This window comes from Pseudomonas sp. WS 5059, assembly GCF_012985525.1.
Classification (GTDB): domain Bacteria; phylum Pseudomonadota; class Gammaproteobacteria; order Pseudomonadales; family Pseudomonadaceae; genus Aquipseudomonas.
On the sequence record NZ_JAAQWO010000002.1, the window covers coordinates 24,390 to 38,683 of the forward strand.

Annotated in this window: 21 protein-coding genes; 20 read left to right on the forward strand and 1 reads right to left on the reverse strand. The window is 56.0% G+C overall.

The genetic code is table 11. From position 1 onward, the window contains the following. The first annotated feature begins 1 nt into the window (after position 1). The 20 genes from rpsQ to bfr all read left to right on the forward strand — a co-directional run bounded on the left by rpsQ (position 2) and on the right by bfr (position 11,266). Positions 2-268, forward strand: coding sequence for a 30S ribosomal protein S17 (rpsQ, locus tag HBO12_RS04805; RefSeq protein WP_003176419.1), 267 nt, complete (start codon positions 2-4; stop codon positions 266-268). 23 nt (positions 269-291) lie between these two features. Next, on the forward strand, positions 292-660 hold the full coding sequence (gene rplN / locus HBO12_RS04810) for a 50S ribosomal protein L14 (RefSeq protein ID WP_002555479.1): 369 nt from the start codon (positions 292-294) through the stop codon (positions 658-660). An 11-nt stretch (positions 661-671) separates the two neighbouring features. Further along, entirely contained in the window at positions 672-986 is a 315-nt protein-coding gene (gene rplX / locus HBO12_RS04815) for a 50S ribosomal protein L24 (protein ID WP_029299388.1), read from the forward strand. 22 nt (positions 987-1,008) lie between these two features. Continuing rightward, positions 1,009-1,548 carry a 50S ribosomal protein L5 gene (gene rplE / locus HBO12_RS04820; RefSeq protein ID WP_003210069.1) on the forward strand — a complete coding sequence of 180 codons (540 nt, stop codon included), beginning with the start codon at positions 1,009-1,011 and terminating at the stop codon, positions 1,546-1,548. 13 nt (positions 1,549-1,561) lie between these two features. Continuing rightward, positions 1,562-1,867: a 30S ribosomal protein S14 gene (rpsN, locus tag HBO12_RS04825; protein ID WP_003176414.1), complete on the forward strand. Its 306-nt coding sequence runs from the start codon at positions 1,562-1,564 to the stop codon at positions 1,865-1,867. Between the two features lie 208 nt (positions 1,868-2,075). Then, positions 2,076-2,468, forward strand: a complete 393-nt coding sequence (rpsH, locus tag HBO12_RS04830; RefSeq protein ID WP_017848802.1) for a 30S ribosomal protein S8 — start codon at positions 2,076-2,078, stop codon at positions 2,466-2,468. A 12-nt stretch (positions 2,469-2,480) separates the two neighbouring features. After that, complete coding sequence (rplF, locus tag HBO12_RS04835) at positions 2,481-3,014, forward strand: 50S ribosomal protein L6 (protein ID WP_003176412.1); 534 nt, start codon at positions 2,481-2,483, stop codon at positions 3,012-3,014. Between the two features lie 10 nt (positions 3,015-3,024). Further along, complete coding sequence (rplR, locus tag HBO12_RS04840; RefSeq protein WP_003186037.1) at positions 3,025-3,375, forward strand: 50S ribosomal protein L18; 351 nt, start codon at positions 3,025-3,027, stop codon at positions 3,373-3,375. 3 nt (positions 3,376-3,378) lie between these two features. After that, on the forward strand, positions 3,379-3,879 hold the full coding sequence (gene rpsE / locus HBO12_RS04845) for a 30S ribosomal protein S5 (RefSeq protein WP_003186035.1): 501 nt from the start codon (positions 3,379-3,381) through the stop codon (positions 3,877-3,879). 2 nt (positions 3,880-3,881) lie between these two features. Continuing rightward, positions 3,882-4,058, forward strand: coding sequence for a 50S ribosomal protein L30 (gene rpmD / locus HBO12_RS04850; protein ID WP_003176408.1), 177 nt, complete (start codon positions 3,882-3,884; stop codon positions 4,056-4,058). Positions 4,059-4,061: 3 nt separating this feature from the next. Further along, positions 4,062-4,499 carry a 50S ribosomal protein L15 gene (gene rplO / locus HBO12_RS04855; RefSeq protein WP_003176407.1) on the forward strand — a complete coding sequence of 146 codons (438 nt, stop codon included), beginning with the start codon at positions 4,062-4,064 and terminating at the stop codon, positions 4,497-4,499. Beyond that, positions 4,500-5,828: a preprotein translocase subunit SecY gene (secY, locus tag HBO12_RS04860; RefSeq protein WP_053125863.1), complete on the forward strand. Its 1,329-nt coding sequence runs from the start codon at positions 4,500-4,502 to the stop codon at positions 5,826-5,828. Between the two features lie 28 nt (positions 5,829-5,856). After that, positions 5,857-5,973: a 50S ribosomal protein L36 gene (gene rpmJ, locus HBO12_RS04865; RefSeq protein ID WP_002555468.1), complete on the forward strand. Its 117-nt coding sequence runs from the start codon at positions 5,857-5,859 to the stop codon at positions 5,971-5,973. Between the two features lie 129 nt (positions 5,974-6,102). Beyond that, positions 6,103-6,459, forward strand: coding sequence for a 30S ribosomal protein S13 (rpsM, locus tag HBO12_RS04870; protein WP_024077676.1), 357 nt, complete (start codon positions 6,103-6,105; stop codon positions 6,457-6,459). Between the two features lie 30 nt (positions 6,460-6,489). Beyond that, on the forward strand, positions 6,490-6,879 hold the full coding sequence (gene rpsK, locus HBO12_RS04875; RefSeq protein ID WP_002555466.1) for a 30S ribosomal protein S11: 390 nt from the start codon (positions 6,490-6,492) through the stop codon (positions 6,877-6,879). A gap of 18 nt (positions 6,880-6,897) precedes the next feature. Continuing rightward, complete coding sequence (gene rpsD / locus HBO12_RS04880) at positions 6,898-7,518, forward strand: 30S ribosomal protein S4 (RefSeq protein WP_003210056.1); 621 nt, start codon at positions 6,898-6,900, stop codon at positions 7,516-7,518. A 22-nt stretch (positions 7,519-7,540) separates the two neighbouring features. After that, positions 7,541-8,542, forward strand: a complete 1,002-nt coding sequence (locus HBO12_RS04885; RefSeq protein WP_003176403.1) for a DNA-directed RNA polymerase subunit alpha — start codon at positions 7,541-7,543, stop codon at positions 8,540-8,542. A gap of 41 nt (positions 8,543-8,583) precedes the next feature. Then, positions 8,584-8,970, forward strand: a complete 387-nt coding sequence (gene rplQ / locus HBO12_RS04890) for a 50S ribosomal protein L17 (protein WP_007918448.1) — start codon at positions 8,584-8,586, stop codon at positions 8,968-8,970. A gap of 227 nt (positions 8,971-9,197) precedes the next feature. After that, positions 9,198-10,646: a catalase gene (locus tag HBO12_RS04895; RefSeq protein WP_169951374.1), complete on the forward strand. Its 1,449-nt coding sequence runs from the start codon at positions 9,198-9,200 to the stop codon at positions 10,644-10,646. A 155-nt stretch (positions 10,647-10,801) separates the two neighbouring features. Further along, positions 10,802-11,266, forward strand: a complete 465-nt coding sequence (gene bfr, locus HBO12_RS04900; protein ID WP_029299402.1) for a bacterioferritin — start codon at positions 10,802-10,804, stop codon at positions 11,264-11,266. Positions 11,267-11,334: 68 nt separating this feature from the next. On the opposite strand, the gene uvrA is transcribed toward bfr, so the two are convergent. After that, the gene (gene uvrA / locus HBO12_RS04905; RefSeq protein ID WP_169951372.1) at positions 11,335-14,169 is read right to left on the reverse strand and encodes an excinuclease ABC subunit UvrA; all 2,835 of its coding nucleotides are present in this window, start codon (positions 14,167-14,169) and stop codon (positions 11,335-11,337) included. Positions 14,170-14,294 lie beyond the last annotated feature (125 nt).

A 14,294-nucleotide genomic window follows, 5' to 3' on the forward strand; every position in this document is an offset into this window, starting at 1 on the left:
CATGGCTGAAGCCGAAAAGACTGTCCGTACGCTGACTGGCCGTGTTGTCAGCGACAAGATGGACAAAACCATCACCGTTTTGATCGAGCGTCGCGTTAAGCACCCGATCTACGGTAAATATGTTAAGCGTTCGACTAAGCTGCACGCGCACGACGAAACCAATCAGTGCCACATCGGCGACAAAGTCACTATTCGTGAAACTCGTCCGCTGGCCAAGACCAAGTCTTGGGCACTGGTTGATGTTCTCGAACGCGCTGTGGAAGTCTAAGGACTAGGGGTCGGAGAAATTATATGATTCAGACTCAATCCATGCTCGATGTGGCCGATAACAGCGGCGCTCGCCGTGTTATGTGCATCAAGGTGCTGGGTGGCTCCCATCGTCGTTACGCTGGTATCGGTGACATCATCAAAGTTACCGTGAAGGAAGCAATTCCTCGCGGTAAAGTGAAAAAAGGCCAAGTGATGACTGCTGTTGTAGTCCGCACTCGTCACGGCGTACGTCGTGCTGATGGCTCCATTATCCGCTTTGATGGCAACGCTGCTGTTCTTCTGAACAACAAGCAAGAGCCGATCGGCACCCGTATCTTTGGGCCAGTGACCCGTGAACTTCGTACTGAGAAGTTCATGAAGATCGTCTCGCTCGCCCCAGAAGTGCTGTAAGGAGATCCGACATGCAAAAGATTCGTCGTGACGACGAGATCATCGTGATCGCCGGCAAAGACAAAGGTAAGCGCGGTAAGGTGCTGAAGGTTCTTGCTGATGACCGTCTGGTCATTGGTGGTCTGAACCTGGTCAAGCGTCATACCAAGCCAAACCCCGCGTCGGGCGTACAGGGCGGTATCGTCGAGAAAGAAGCGCCATTGCACGCTTCTAACGTCGCCATCTTCAACGGCGAAACCAACAAGGCTGATCGCGTTGGTTTCAAAGTAGAAGACGGTAAGAAAATTCGTGTCTTCAAGTCGACCCAAAAAGCGGTTGATGCTTGAACACTGCTAGGTAGATAAGACCATGGCACGACTAAAAGAGATTTACCGGAAGGAAATCGCTCCGAAGCTTAAGGAAGAACTTAAGCTTTCGAACGTGATGGAAGTTCCGCGCGTTACCAAAATCACCCTGAACATGGGTCTGGGCGAAGCGATCGGTGACAAAAAAGTCATCGAGCACGCTGTTGCTGACCTGGAAAAGATCACCGGTCAAAAAGTCGTTGTGACTTACGCTCGGAAATCCATCGCTGGCTTTAAAGTCCGTGAAGGTTGGCCGATCGGTGTCAAAGTGACTCTGCGCCGTGAGCGTATGTACGAGTTCCTGGATCGTCTGCTGTCGATCTCCCTGCCTCGGGTTCGCGACTTCCGCGGCCTGAATGCCAAGTCCTTCGATGGTCGTGGTAACTACAGCATGGGCGTGAAAGAGCAGATCATCTTCCCGGAAATCGACTACGACAAGATCGATGCTCTCCGCGGTCTGGACATCACCCTGACCACCACTGCCAAGAACGATGATGAAGGCCGCGCTCTGCTGCGTGCGTTCAAATTCCCGTTCCGCAACTGATTGGAGTAGGACCATGGCCAAGATGAGCATGAAAAACCGCGAGCTGAAGCGTCAGCTCACGGTTGCCAAGTACGCCAAGAAGCGTGCAGCACTGAAAGCTATCATCGTTGATCTGAACGCAAGTCCAGAAGCGCGTTGGGAAGCTACAGTAGCGCTGCAGAAGCAGCCACGTGACGCAAGCGCTTCGCGCATGCGTAACCGCTGCCGCCTGACCGGTCGTCCACACGGTGTTTACCGCAAGTTCGGCCTCGGCCGTAACAAACTGCGTGAAGCTGCAATGCGTGGTGACGTACCAGGTCTGGTTAAAGCCAGCTGGTAAGTACTTTCGAAGTCTCGGTGGCCAGGATCGCAAGATACTGACCGCCGGTGGCCTAGAATCTGGAACAAGCCCCTTTTGGGGCTTGTTTCATTTCCGGAGTGTGTCTAAAATACGCGGCTCGCCTGAGCCCGTGTGTTTTATGCCCGGAGATTCTCGGTGACATATGTAGCCGCAAGGCTAATTTTTTTGTATTAGGAGCGTCTAGCCCATGAGTATGCAGGACCCGTTAGCGGACATGCTAACTCGTATCCGTAATGCCCAGATGGCTGAAAAGTCCGTCGTAAGCATGCCATCTTCCACGTTGAAGGTAGCTGTTGCCAAAGTCCTGAAAGACGAAGGCTACATTGCGGGTTATCAGATCAGCAGCGAAATCAAGCCACTGCTGTCCATCGAGCTGAAGTACTTCGAAGGCCGTCCGGTCATCGAGGAAGTGAAGCGCGTTAGCCGTCCAGGCCTGCGTCAGTACAAGTCCGTTGAAGATCTGCCGAAAGTTCGTGGCGGTCTTGGCGTGTCTATCGTCTCCACCAACAAAGGTGTGATGACGGATCGTGCTGCGCGCGCTGCCGGTGTCGGCGGCGAAGTTCTTTGCACTGTGTTCTAAGGGGGGATAAGCATGTCTCGCGTCGCTAAGAACCCCGTTAAGCTGCCAGCCGGTGTCGAAGTAAAATTCGCAGGCCAACAGCTTTCGGTGAAGGGTGCCAAGGGTACTCTTGAACTGAACATCCATTCGTCCGTTGAGATCGTTGAAGAAGCTGGTGAGCTGCGTTTCGCTGCTCGCAATGGCGATCAACAAACTCGCGCAATGGCCGGTACCACGCGTGCGTTGGTAAACAACATGGTCCAAGGCGTAAGCCAAGGCTTCGAGCGTAAGCTCCAGCTGGTCGGTGTTGGTTACAAAGCGCAAGCAAAAGGCACGGTTTTGAACCTGGCCCTTGGCTTCTCGCACCCAGTGGATTACGAACTGCCGGAAGGCATCACCGCTGAAACTCCTAGCCAGACCGATATCCTGATCAAGGGCATCGATAAGCAGCTGGTAGGTCAAGTGGCTGCCGAGATCCGCGACTTCCGTCCACCAGAGCCGTACAAAGGCAAAGGTGTGCGCTACGCGGACGAAGTCGTCCGTCGTAAAGAAGCCAAGAAGAAGTAGGGCATAGCAAATGACCGACAAAAAAGTTACTCGACTGCGTCGCGCTCGCAAAGCACGCCTGAAAATGCACGAACTCGAAGTCGTGCGTCTCTGCGTGTTCCGCTCGTCGCAGCACATCTACGCCCAGGTCATCTCGGCCGACGGCAACAAAGTCCTGGCAAGCGCCTCGACTTTGGATAAAGAACTGCGTGATGGTGCCACTGGCAACATCGACGCGGCCACTAAGGTTGGCCAGCTGGTCGCTACGCGTGCTAAGGCCGCTGGCGTCTCGCAAGTGGCTTTCGACCGCTCTGGCTTCAAGTACCACGGCCGCGTTAAAGCGCTGGCTGATGCTGCTCGTGAAGCTGGGCTGGAGTTCTAAGTTATGTCAAATAACGACCAAAAGCGCGACGAAGGCTACATTGAGAAGCTGGTTCAAGTTAACCGCGTAGCCAAAACCGTTAAAGGCGGCCGTATCTTCACCTTCACCGCGTTGACCGTGGTTGGTGATGGTAAGGGCCGTGTTGGCTTCGGCCGTGGCAAGTCGCGTGAAGTGCCTGCTGCGATCCAGAAGGCAATGGAAGCTGCTCGTCGCAACATGATCCAAGTTGACCTGAACGGCACCACCCTGCAGTACGCAATGAAGTCCGCTCACGGCGCTTCGAAGGTGTACATGCAGCCTGCCTCTGAAGGTACCGGTATCATCGCTGGCGGCGCTATGCGTGCTGTCCTCGAGGTTGCTGGCGTTCAGAACGTTCTGGCCAAGTGCTACGGCTCGACTAACCCGGTAAACGTGGTTCATGCCACTTTCAAAGGTTTGAAAGCTATGCAATCTCCTGAATCCATTGCCGCCAAGCGTGGCAAAAGCGTCAAGGAGATCTTCTGATCATGGCTACCGTTAAAGTAACGCTGATCAAAAGCATGACCGGCCGCATCCCTAACCACAAATTGTGCGTTAAGGGTTTGGGTCTGCGTCGCATCGGTCACACTGTAGAAGTCCAGGATACTCCCGAGAATCGCGGGATGATCAACAAGGCTTACTACATGCTGCGTGTCGAGGGTTAATCGATGAAACTCAATGATCTGAGTCCAGCGCCGGGTTCCCGTCGCGAAAAGCATCGTCCGGGCCGTGGTATCGGTAGCGGTTTGGGTAAGACTGGTGGCCGTGGCCACAAAGGTCAAACCTCCCGCTCCGGTGGCACCATCGCTCCAGGCTTTGAAGGCGGTCAACAGCCGCTGCATCGTCGCCTGCCGAAGTTCGGTTTCGTTTCCCTGAAGGCCATGGACCGCGCAGAAGTGCGTCTGTCCGAGCTGGCTAAAGTGGAAGGCGACATCGTTACCGTGCAGACCCTGAAAGATGCCAACGTGATCAACGTCAACGTACAGCGTGTGAAAATCATGCTGTCCGGTGAAGTGACTCGCGCTGTCACTATCGGCAAGGGAATCGGCGCCACCAAAGGTGCGCGTTCGGCTATCGAAGCAGCTGGCGGCAAGTTCGAGGAATAAATGGCTAAGCAAGGTGCTCTCTCAGCGCTCGGCAAAGGCGGTATGTCTGAACTTTGGGCTCGTCTGCGTTTTCTGTTCCTGGCGATTATCGTCTACCGAATAGGCGCACACATCCCGGTTCCAGGTATCAACCCGGACCGACTCGCAGACCTGTTTCGACAGAATGAGGGGACCATTCTTAGCTTGTTCAACATGTTTTCCGGCGGCGCGCTGGAGCGGATGAGCATCTTTGCACTGGGGATCATGCCGTACATTTCGGCATCGATCATCATGCAGTTGATGAGCGCCGTCAGCCCGCAGCTGGAGCAGTTGAAGAAGGAAGGTGAAGCTGGTCGTCGCAAGATTAGCCAGTACACCCGCTACCTCACTGTCGTTCTTGCTCTTGTCCAGGCTATTGGCATGTCCATTGGTCTGGCGGGGCAGGGCGTAGCGTTCACTGGTGACTTTGGCTTCCATTTCGTTGCAGTAACCACATTTGTGGCTGGTGCGATGTTCATGATGTGGCTGGGTGAGCAGATTACTGAACGTGGTGTTGGCAACGGTATCTCGATGTTGATTTTCGCAGGTATCGTCGCCGGTCTTCCGAGGGCAATCGGGCAGTCTTTCGAGTCTGCACGTCAGGGTGATATCAATATCTTCGCCTTGGTTGCCATCGGTTTGCTGGCAGTAGCGATTATCGGTTTTGTGGTGTTCATTGAGCGTGGTCAGCGTCGTATCGCTGTTCACTACGCCAAGCGTCAGCAGGGCCGCAAGGTCTTCGCTGCGCAGACCAGCCACTTGCCGCTGAAAGTGAATATGGCCGGTGTTATTCCTGCTATCTTCGCGAGCAGCATTTTGCTGTTTCCGGCTTCGTTGGGTGCCTGGTTCGGTCAGTCTGAAGGTATGGGCTGGTTGCAGGACATCTCGCAGTCGATCGCTCCTGGTCAGCCGTTGAATATTCTGCTGTTTAGTGCAGGGATTATTTTCTTCTGCTTCTTCTATACGGCGTTGATGTTCAATCCGAAAGACGTAGCGGAAAACCTGAAGAAGTCCGGTGCCTTTATTCCGGGTATTCGTCCAGGCGAGCAGTCGGCGCGCTACATTGATGGCGTTCTGACCCGCTTGACCCTGTTCGGTGCTCTATATATGACGGCCGTGTGCTTGTTGCCCCAGTTCCTGGTGGTTGCAGCAAACGTTCCGTTCTACCTTGGCGGGACCTCGTTGCTGATCGTGGTCGTGGTTGTGATGGACTTCATGTCCCAAGTACAATCGCACCTCGTTTCGCACCAGTACGAATCCCTGATGAAGAAAGCCAACCTGAAGGGCTACGGCAGCGGCATGTTGCGCTGAGTACCCCATAAGGTTCGAGGAGTTGGTGATGAAAGTTCGTGCATCGGTGAAAAAGCTGTGCCGTAACTGCAAGATTATTCGCCGCGAAGGTGTTGTTCGAGTAATTTGCAGCGCGGAACCGCGTCACAAACAGCGCCAAGGCTGAGTGTGATCCGCTTGAAGCCCGGCAGCTAGTGCGCTGCCGGGTTGATTATTTGTTATTACAGCGATATTATCTCGCGCCCTATTTCTTGGCTTCCGGGGCGTAGGTAGCTGTCAATTGGAGTCCCACTGAATGGCCCGTATTGCAGGCGTTAACATTCCAGATAACAAGCACACTGTTATCTCGCTGACCTACATCTATGGTGTTGGTCGCACTACTGCGCAGAAAATTTGCGCAGTTGCTGGGGTAAACCCAGCCGCTAAGATCAAGGATCTGAGCGACGAGCAGATTGAATTGCTGCGTGGCGAAGTGGCGAAGTTCACCACTGAAGGTGACCTGCGTCGCGAAATCAACATGAAAATCAAGCGTTTGATGGACCTCGGTTGCTATCGCGGTCTGCGTCATCGTCGTGGTCTTCCAGTACGCGGTCAGCGTACCAAGACTAACGCGCGTACCCGTAAAGGTCCGCGTAAGCCGATCCGCAAGTAATCGCCCCAGCGAATCGACAGGAAAATTATCATGGCAAAACCTGCTGCTCGTCCTCGTAAAAAAGTTAAAAAGACAGTGGTTGATGGCATCGCCCACATCCATGCATCTTTTAACAACACCATCGTGACCATCACCGACCGTCAAGGTAACGCGCTTTCTTGGGCTACCTCTGGTGGTTCGGGTTTCCGCGGTTCCCGCAAGTCCACCCCGTTTGCTGCTCAAGTAGCTGCTGAACGTGCTGGTCAAGCTGCGCTGGAATATGGCCTGAAAAACCTCGACGTTAACGTTAAGGGTCCAGGTCCAGGTCGTGAGTCTGCTGTCCGTGCTTTGAACGGCTGTGGCTATAAGATCGCCAGCATCACCGACGTGACGCCAATCCCGCACAACGGGTGCCGTCCGCCGAAGAAGCGCCGCGTGTAATCCAGGAGATTGTAAAGAATGGCTCGTTACATTGGTCCAAAATGCAAACTCGCTCGTCGCGAAGGCACCGATCTCTTTCTGAAGAGCGGCGTGCGCGCGATCGAATCGAAGTGCAACATTGAAGCAGCACCTGGTATCCACGGCCAACGCCGCGGTCGCCAGTCCGACTACGGCACCCAACTGCGTGAAAAGCAGAAGGTCCGTCGTATCTACGGCGTTCTCGAGCGTCAGTTCAGCGGCTACTACAAAGAAGCTGCTGGCAAGAAAGGTGCAACCGGTGAAAACCTGCTGCAACTGCTCGAATGCCGTCTGGACAACGTTGTATACCGTATGGGCTTTGGTTCGACTCGTGCCGAATCCCGTCAGCTGGTATCGCATAAATCCGTTAGCGTAAACGGCCAAACCGTTAACGTCCCGTCCTACCAGGTTCGTGCTGGTGACGTGGTCGCGATTCGCGAGAAAGCAAAAAACCAACTTCGCATTGTCCAAGCTCTCGATCTGTGTGCCCAACGTGGCCGCGTAGAATGGGTAGAAGTAGACACTGAGAAGAAGTCGGGCGTTTTCAAGAACGTTCCTGCTCGCAGTGATCTGTCCGCCGACATCAACGAAAGCCTGATTGTCGAGCTCTACTCCAAGTAAGGGCTAGAAAATAGGTGCATCCATGCAGATTTCGGTAAATGAGTTCCTGACACCCCGCCACATTGATGTGCAGGTTGTCAGTCCAACCCGCGCCAAGATCACTCTCGAGCCTCTCGAGCGTGGTTTTGGCCACACCCTGGGCAACGCGCTGCGCCGCATCCTGTTGTCCTCAATGCCCGGCTGTGCAGTAGTCGAGGCCGAGATTGACGGTGTGCTCCACGAGTACAGCGCCATCGAAGGTGTACAGGAAGACGTAATTGAAATCCTGTTGAACCTTAAAGGTCTGGCTATCAAGCTGCACGGCCGTGACGAAGTTACGCTGACCTTGTCGAAGAAGGGTTCGGGGGTGGTTACCGCTGCCGATATTCAGCTGGATCATGATGTCGAGATCGTTAATCCCGATCACGTAATCGCTAACCTGGCGTCTAACGGCGCCCTGAACATGAAGCTCACCGTAGCTCGTGGTCGTGGTTATGAACCGGCCGACTCGCGTCAGAGCGATGAAGACGAAAGCCGCAGCATTGGTCGCTTGCAGCTTGACTCTTCGTTCAGCCCGGTTCGCCGTATCGCATACGTGGTGGAAAACGCCCGTGTCGAGCAGCGTACTAACCTGGACAAGCTGGTTATTGATCTGGAAACCAACGGTACTCTGGATCCTGAAGAGGCTATTCGCCGCGCTGCAACCATCCTGCAACAGCAGTTGGCTGCGTTCGTCGACCTCAAGGGTGACAGCGAACCAGTGGTAATCGAGCAGGAAGACGAGATCGATCCGATCCTGCTTCGCCCGGTTGACGATCTGGAACTGACTGTACGTTCGGCTAACTGCCTTAAGGCGGAAAACATTTACTACATCGGTGACCTGATTCAGCGTACCGAAGTAGAACTGTTGAAGACTCCGAACCTGGGCAAGAAATCCTTGACTGAAATCAAGGACGTTCTGGCCTCCCGCGGTCTGTCCCTCGGCATGCGCCTCGACAACTGGCCGCCTGCAAGTCTTAAGAAGGACGACAAGGCGACTGCCTGATCGTCGTAATCACCGAACGTGAGTTTGGTAAGGAATGAACCATGCGTCATCGTAAAAGTGGTCGTCACCTGAGCCGTACCAGCTCGCACCGCAAGGCCATGTTTCAAAACATGGCGGTGTCGCTGTTCGAGCACGAGCTGATTAAAACTACACTGCCGAAAGCCAAAGAACTGCGTCGCGTTGCTGAGCCGCTAATCACTTTGGCCAAGACAGACAGCCTGGCTAACCGCCGTTTGGCTTTCGACCGTACTCGCTCGAAAGCTATCGTTGGTAAGCTCTTCAACGACCTGGGCAAGCGCTACGCTACCCGTGAGGGTGGCTACCTGCGCATCCTCAAGTGCGGTTTCCGCACTGGCGACAACGCGCCTATGGCGTACGTCGAGTTGGTTGATCGTGCTACTGCTGGCGAAGCTGTATCCGCCGAGTAAGACGACAGTCTGCTACGAAAAACCGGGCCTAGTGCCCGGTTTTTTGTGGGCGATAGAAAAGTTCATGGCGGGTATTGATTGAGTTGTGGCTATGCGAGCCAAGTCACCGTTAGTAATTAACTATCGATAAGCATGATTTAATAAATTTGATGGTGTCATCTTCCTGGTCAATACTCCCTCCAAGCCGATTAGCCGGCAGTTCCAAGACTGACCTGAGGAGATTGAGCATGAGCCAGAATAAAACCCTTACAACCGCCAGCGGTGCTCCCGTTGCCGATAACCAGAATTCCCGTTCCGCAGGTCCGCGTGGCCCGCTGCTGCTCGACGACTTTCATCTGATCGAGAAGCTTGCCCATTTCAACCGCGAAAACATCCCAGAGCGTCGTGTACACGCCAAAGGCTCGGGAGCCTATGGCACGTTCACGGTCACCAAGGACATCACCCAGTACACTAGCGCCAAGCTGTTTGACGCTGTTGGCAAGCAGACGCCAACCTTCCTGCGTTTCTCGACAGTGGGTGGCGAGCGCGGCTCCGCAGACACCGAGCGCGACCCACGTGGCTTCGCATTGAAGTTCTACACCGAAGAAGGCAACTGGGACATCGTTGGCAACAATACCCCGGTATTCTTTATCCGTGACCCGCTGAAATTCCCCGATTTCATCCACACCCAAAAGCGCCTGCCGCAAAGCAACCTGAAAAGTGCGCAGATGATGTGGGACTTCTGGTCGCATTCGCCTGAGGCGCTGCACCAGGTCACCATCCTGTTCTCGGACCGGGGTATCCCGGACGGCTACCGCCACATGCATGGCTTTGGTAGTCACACTTACAGCTTGATCAACGCCAATGGCGAGCGTCACTGGGTGAAATGGCACTACAAGACCAAGCAAGGCATCAAGAACCTGGCGCCTGCCGATGCTGCGCGCCTGGCCGGTACCGATCCGGATTATGCTCAGCGCGATCTGTTTGGGGCCATCGAGCGCGGCGACTTCCCGAAATGGCGCGTGTGTATCCAGATCATGACTGAGGCCCAGGCCAACGCGCACTACGAGAATCCCTTCGACGTGACCAAAACCTGGTCTCAGAAAGAATTCCCGTTGATTGAGGTGGGCGAGCTGGAGTTGAACCGCAATCCGCAGAACTACTTCGCCGAAGTGGAGCAAGCCGCGTTCGGTCCAAGCAACATGGTACCAGGTGTCGGTTTGTCGCCAGATCGCATGCTGCAGGGGCGTGTCTTTGCTTACGCCGATGCGCATCGCTACCGTATCGGGACCAACCATCAGCACCTGCCGGTGAATGCTCCACGCAGTCCCGTCAATACTTACCAGCGTGACGGTTCCATGGCGTTCGGCAGCAACGGTGGCGCGGCCCCGAACTACGAGCCAAACAGCTACGCCGATGCCCCCAAACAGGCGCCGCAGTACGCAGAACCTGCCCTGGCTCTGAGTGGTGCAGCTGATCGCTACGATCACCGCGAAGACACGGATTACTACAGCCACGCCGGTGCGCTGTTCCGCCTGATGAATGCTGAGCAAAAGGCGCTGTTGATCAACAACATCGCGGGCGCGATGGCGGGTGTTTCCAGCGATGTGGTTCAGCGTCAGTTGCAGCACTTTTTCAAGGCCGATCCGGCGTATGGAGAAGGGATCGCAACTGCACTGGGTGTATCGCTTAACTAACTCTAAGTGATAAGCAGAACCGCCCTCATTTGGGCGGTTTTTGCGTTATTTCAGCTACTTTTCTCCGAAAAACATCACTTTTATGCCGTTCATCCCGTGACCTGCGGGTCCGCTTGGTTCAAACTACAGTCTTTCAAGTAGGGAGATGTAGGGCGATGCAAGGTCACCCCGACGTAATCGATTACCTCAACACGTTGCTGACGGGCGAACTGGCAGCTCGTGACCAATATTTCATTCACTCGCGTATGTACGAAGACTGGGGCTTTACCGAGCTCTACGAGCGTATCAATCACGAAATGGAAGAAGAGGCACAGCACGCCGACGCGCTGATGCGCCGTATCCTGATGCTCGAAGGCACGCCGCGTATGCGTCCTGACGACCTGGATACCGGTACCACTGTGCCTGAGATGCTCGCCAGCGACTTGCGCCTGGAATACAAGGTTCGTGCAGCACTGTGCAAAGGCATTGAGCTTTGCGAGAAGCACAATGACTACGTGACCCGGGAAATCCTGCGCGTACAGTTGAACGATACTGAAGAAGATCACACCTACTGGCTGGAAAAGCAGCTGGGTCTGATCAAATTGATCGGCCTGGAAAATTACCTGCAATCGCAGTTCTGATTCCGTCGGCAATAAAAAAGCCCCTGTCACCGCTACGGTGACAGGGGCTTTTTGTTGGGCCTGAAGAGTCAGGCCCGGTCGCGCGCCAGCAACGGCTTCAGATAGTAGCCCGTGTGGGATTGCGGCATCTCGGAGACCTGCTCCGGCGTGCCCACCGCAATAATCTGCCCACCCTTGGAACCGCCTTCCGGCCCCAGGTCCACCAGCCAGTCGGCCGTCTTGATCACATCCAGGTTGTGTTCGATCACCACCACGGTGTTGCCGTGGTCGCGCAGGCGATGCAGCACGTCGAGCAATTGCTGGATATCCGCGAAGTGCAGGCCGGTGGTCGGTTCATCGAGGATATACAGGGTCTTGCCGGTATCGCGCTTGGACAGCTCGCGAGACAGCTTCACCCGCTGCGCCTCGCCACCGGACAGCGTGGTCGCCGACTGCCCCAGCTTGATATACGACAAGCCCACGTCCATCAGGGTCTGGAGCTTACGCGCCAAGGCCGGTACCGCGTCAAAGAACACCCGCGCTTCCTCGATGGTCATCTCGAGGGTTTCGTGGATGTTCTTGCCCTTGTACTTGATCTCCAGGGTTTCGCGGTTGTAGCGCTTGCTCTTGCACACATCGCACGGAACGTAGATGTCAGGCAAAAAGTGCATCTCGACCTTGATCAGGCCGTCGCCCTGGCAAGCTTCGCAGCGCCCACCCTTGACGTTGAAGGAAAACCGCCCAGGCCCATAACCACGGGAGCGGGACTCCGGCACACCGGCGAACAGTTCGCGTATCGGCGTGAACAGCCCGGTATAGGTCGCCGGGTTGGAGCGGGGAGTGCGACCAATCGGGCTCTGGTCGATATCCACTACTTTATCCAGCAGCTCCAGGCCCTTGATGCTGTCATGGGCGGCTGCTTCCAGGGTGGTGGCACCGTTCAATGCCGTGGCGCTGAGGGGGAAGAGGGTGTTGTTGATCAAGGTCGACTTGCCTGAACCGGATACACCGGTCACGCATGTCAGCAGGCCCAGGGGGATTTCCAGGTCGACATTGCGCAGGTTGTTGCCGCGCGCGCCCTTGAGGTGCAGTGCCTGTTTTTTATTCCGTGGGGTACGTTTGGCCGGCACCTCGATTTTTACCCGGCCAGACAGGTACTTGCCGGTCAGCGAGTCCGGGTGGGCCATGACTTCGGCCGGGGTGCCCTGGGCAACAATATGCCCGCCATGCACGCCCGCACCGGGACCGATATCGACCACGTAGTCCGCGAGGCGAATGGCGTCCTCATCGTGTTCGACCACAATCACCGTGTTGCCGATGTCGCGCAGGTGCTTGAGCGTGCCCAGCAAGCGATCATTGTCGCGCTGGTGCAGGCCGATGGACGGCTCGTCGAGGATGTACAGCACGCCCACCAGGCCGGCGCCGATCTGGCTGGCCAGGCGAATGCGCTGGGCCTCGCCGCCGGACAGGGTGTCGGCACTGCGATCCAGGGACAGATAGTCCAGGCCCACGTTGACCAGAAACTGCAGGCGCTCGCGGATTTCCTTGAGGATCTTGTCGGCAATCTCGCCACGTCGCCCGGTCAGCTTCAGTACGGCGAAGTATTCGCAGGCATCACCGATCGGCAGGTTGGTCACCGCCGGCAGGGTCTTCTCGCCGACCCACACGTGGCGGGCCTCGCGACGCAAGCGGGTGCCGCGGCAATCCGGGCAGGGCTGGGTGCTGAGGAACTTGGCCAGTTCCTCGCGCACGCTGGCCGACTCGGTTTCCCGATAGCGGCGCTCCAGGTTGGGCACGATCCCTTCGAACGGGTGGGAGCGCTTGACGATGTCGCCACGGTCGTTCAGGTACTTGAAGTCGACGTTCTGCGAGCCGCTGCCATGGAGGATGACTTTCTGTTGCTCGGCCGGCAGTTCGTTGAATGGCACTTCCAGGCTGAATTTATAGTGGGCAGCCAATGACCCGAGCATCTGGAAGTAATACACATTGCGCCGGTCCCAGCCACGTATCGCGCCTTCCGCCAGTGTCAGGTCACCATTGACCAGGCGCTTGATGTCGAAGAACTGCTTGACCCCCAACCCATCACAGGTCGGGCAGGCGCCGGCCGGGTTGTTGAAGGAGAACAGCTTGGGCTCCAGCTCGCTGATGGCATGGCCGCAGATCGGGCAGGCGAAGCGCGCGGAGAAGATGATTTCTTCGCCGGGCTCGTCGTCCATCGGCGCCACCAGGGCGATACCGTCCGCCAGTTTCAGCGCGGTCTCGAACGACTCCGCCAGACGTTGCTGCAGATCGGCGCGCACCTTGAAACGGTCGACCACCACATCGATGGTGTGCTTCTTCTGTTTATCCAGCTTTGGTGCTTCATCCAGCTCATAGAGCTTGCCGTTGATCCGGGCGCGGACAAAACCCTGGGCGCGCAGCTCTTCGAACACCGACAGGTGCTCGCCCTTGCGCTCGCGAATTACCGGGGCCAACAGCATCAGCTTGGCGCCTTCCGGCTGGGCCAGCACCAGGTCGACCATCTGGCTGACGGTCTGCGCTTCCAGAGGGATGTCGTGGTCCGGGCAGCGCGGAATACCGACGCGTGCGTACAGCAGGCGCAGGTAATCGTAGATTTCGGTGATGGTGCCCACGGTGGAACGCGGGTTGTGGGAGGTCGATTTCTGTTCGATGGAAATGGCTGGCGACAAGCCTTCAATGGTGTCGACATCAGGCTTTTCCATCATCGACAGGAATTGCCGGGCGTAGGCCGACAGCGACTCCACATAGCGACGCTGGCCTTCGGCATACAGCGTATCGAACGCCAGCGACGACTTGCCGGACCCGGACAAGCCGGTGATGACAATCAGTTTGTCCCGGGGCAGGGTCAGGTCGATGTTCTTCAGGTTGTGGGTTCTAGCCCCACGAATCAGGATCTTGTCCAAGATGGCCTCGCACGGCGGGCGTATAAATAATGCAGGAGTATACGGCTAAAGACTGGATGAATATACACTGTCAATTTGCCCATTTCAGCCTTACATGAAAGCTGCGCGGCAAAGCGCCGCATATA

Excerpts from the sequence above, each read along its gene's own strand:
- rpsQ (WP_003176419.1), top strand. The coding sequence starts at position 2 with ATGGCTGAAGCCGAAAAGACTGTCCGTACGCTGACTGGCCGTGTTGTC.
- rplN (WP_002555479.1), top strand. The coding sequence starts at position 292 with ATGATTCAGACTCAATCCATGCTCGATGTGGCCGATAACAGCGGCGCT.
- rplX (WP_029299388.1), top strand. The coding sequence starts at position 672 with ATGCAAAAGATTCGTCGTGACGACGAGATCATCGTGATCGCCGGCAAA.
- rplE (WP_003210069.1), top strand. The coding sequence starts at position 1,009 with ATGGCACGACTAAAAGAGATTTACCGGAAGGAAATCGCTCCGAAGCTT.
- rpsN (WP_003176414.1), top strand. The coding sequence starts at position 1,562 with ATGGCCAAGATGAGCATGAAAAACCGCGAGCTGAAGCGTCAGCTCACG.
- rpsH (WP_017848802.1), top strand. The coding sequence starts at position 2,076 with ATGAGTATGCAGGACCCGTTAGCGGACATGCTAACTCGTATCCGTAAT.
- rplF (WP_003176412.1), top strand. The coding sequence starts at position 2,481 with ATGTCTCGCGTCGCTAAGAACCCCGTTAAGCTGCCAGCCGGTGTCGAA.
- rplR (WP_003186037.1), top strand. The coding sequence starts at position 3,025 with ATGACCGACAAAAAAGTTACTCGACTGCGTCGCGCTCGCAAAGCACGC.
- rpsE (WP_003186035.1), top strand. The coding sequence starts at position 3,379 with ATGTCAAATAACGACCAAAAGCGCGACGAAGGCTACATTGAGAAGCTG.
- rpmD (WP_003176408.1), top strand. The coding sequence starts at position 3,882 with ATGGCTACCGTTAAAGTAACGCTGATCAAAAGCATGACCGGCCGCATC.
- rplO (WP_003176407.1), top strand. The coding sequence starts at position 4,062 with ATGAAACTCAATGATCTGAGTCCAGCGCCGGGTTCCCGTCGCGAAAAG.
- secY (WP_053125863.1), top strand. The coding sequence starts at position 4,500 with ATGGCTAAGCAAGGTGCTCTCTCAGCGCTCGGCAAAGGCGGTATGTCT.
- rpmJ (WP_002555468.1), top strand. The coding sequence starts at position 5,857 with ATGAAAGTTCGTGCATCGGTGAAAAAGCTGTGCCGTAACTGCAAGATT.
- rpsM (WP_024077676.1), top strand. The coding sequence starts at position 6,103 with ATGGCCCGTATTGCAGGCGTTAACATTCCAGATAACAAGCACACTGTT.
- rpsK (WP_002555466.1), top strand. The coding sequence starts at position 6,490 with ATGGCAAAACCTGCTGCTCGTCCTCGTAAAAAAGTTAAAAAGACAGTG.
- rpsD (WP_003210056.1), top strand. The coding sequence starts at position 6,898 with ATGGCTCGTTACATTGGTCCAAAATGCAAACTCGCTCGTCGCGAAGGC.
- HBO12_RS04885 (WP_003176403.1), top strand. The coding sequence starts at position 7,541 with ATGCAGATTTCGGTAAATGAGTTCCTGACACCCCGCCACATTGATGTG.
- rplQ (WP_007918448.1), top strand. The coding sequence starts at position 8,584 with ATGCGTCATCGTAAAAGTGGTCGTCACCTGAGCCGTACCAGCTCGCAC.
- HBO12_RS04895 (WP_169951374.1), top strand. The coding sequence starts at position 9,198 with ATGAGCCAGAATAAAACCCTTACAACCGCCAGCGGTGCTCCCGTTGCC.
- bfr (WP_029299402.1), top strand. The coding sequence starts at position 10,802 with ATGCAAGGTCACCCCGACGTAATCGATTACCTCAACACGTTGCTGACG.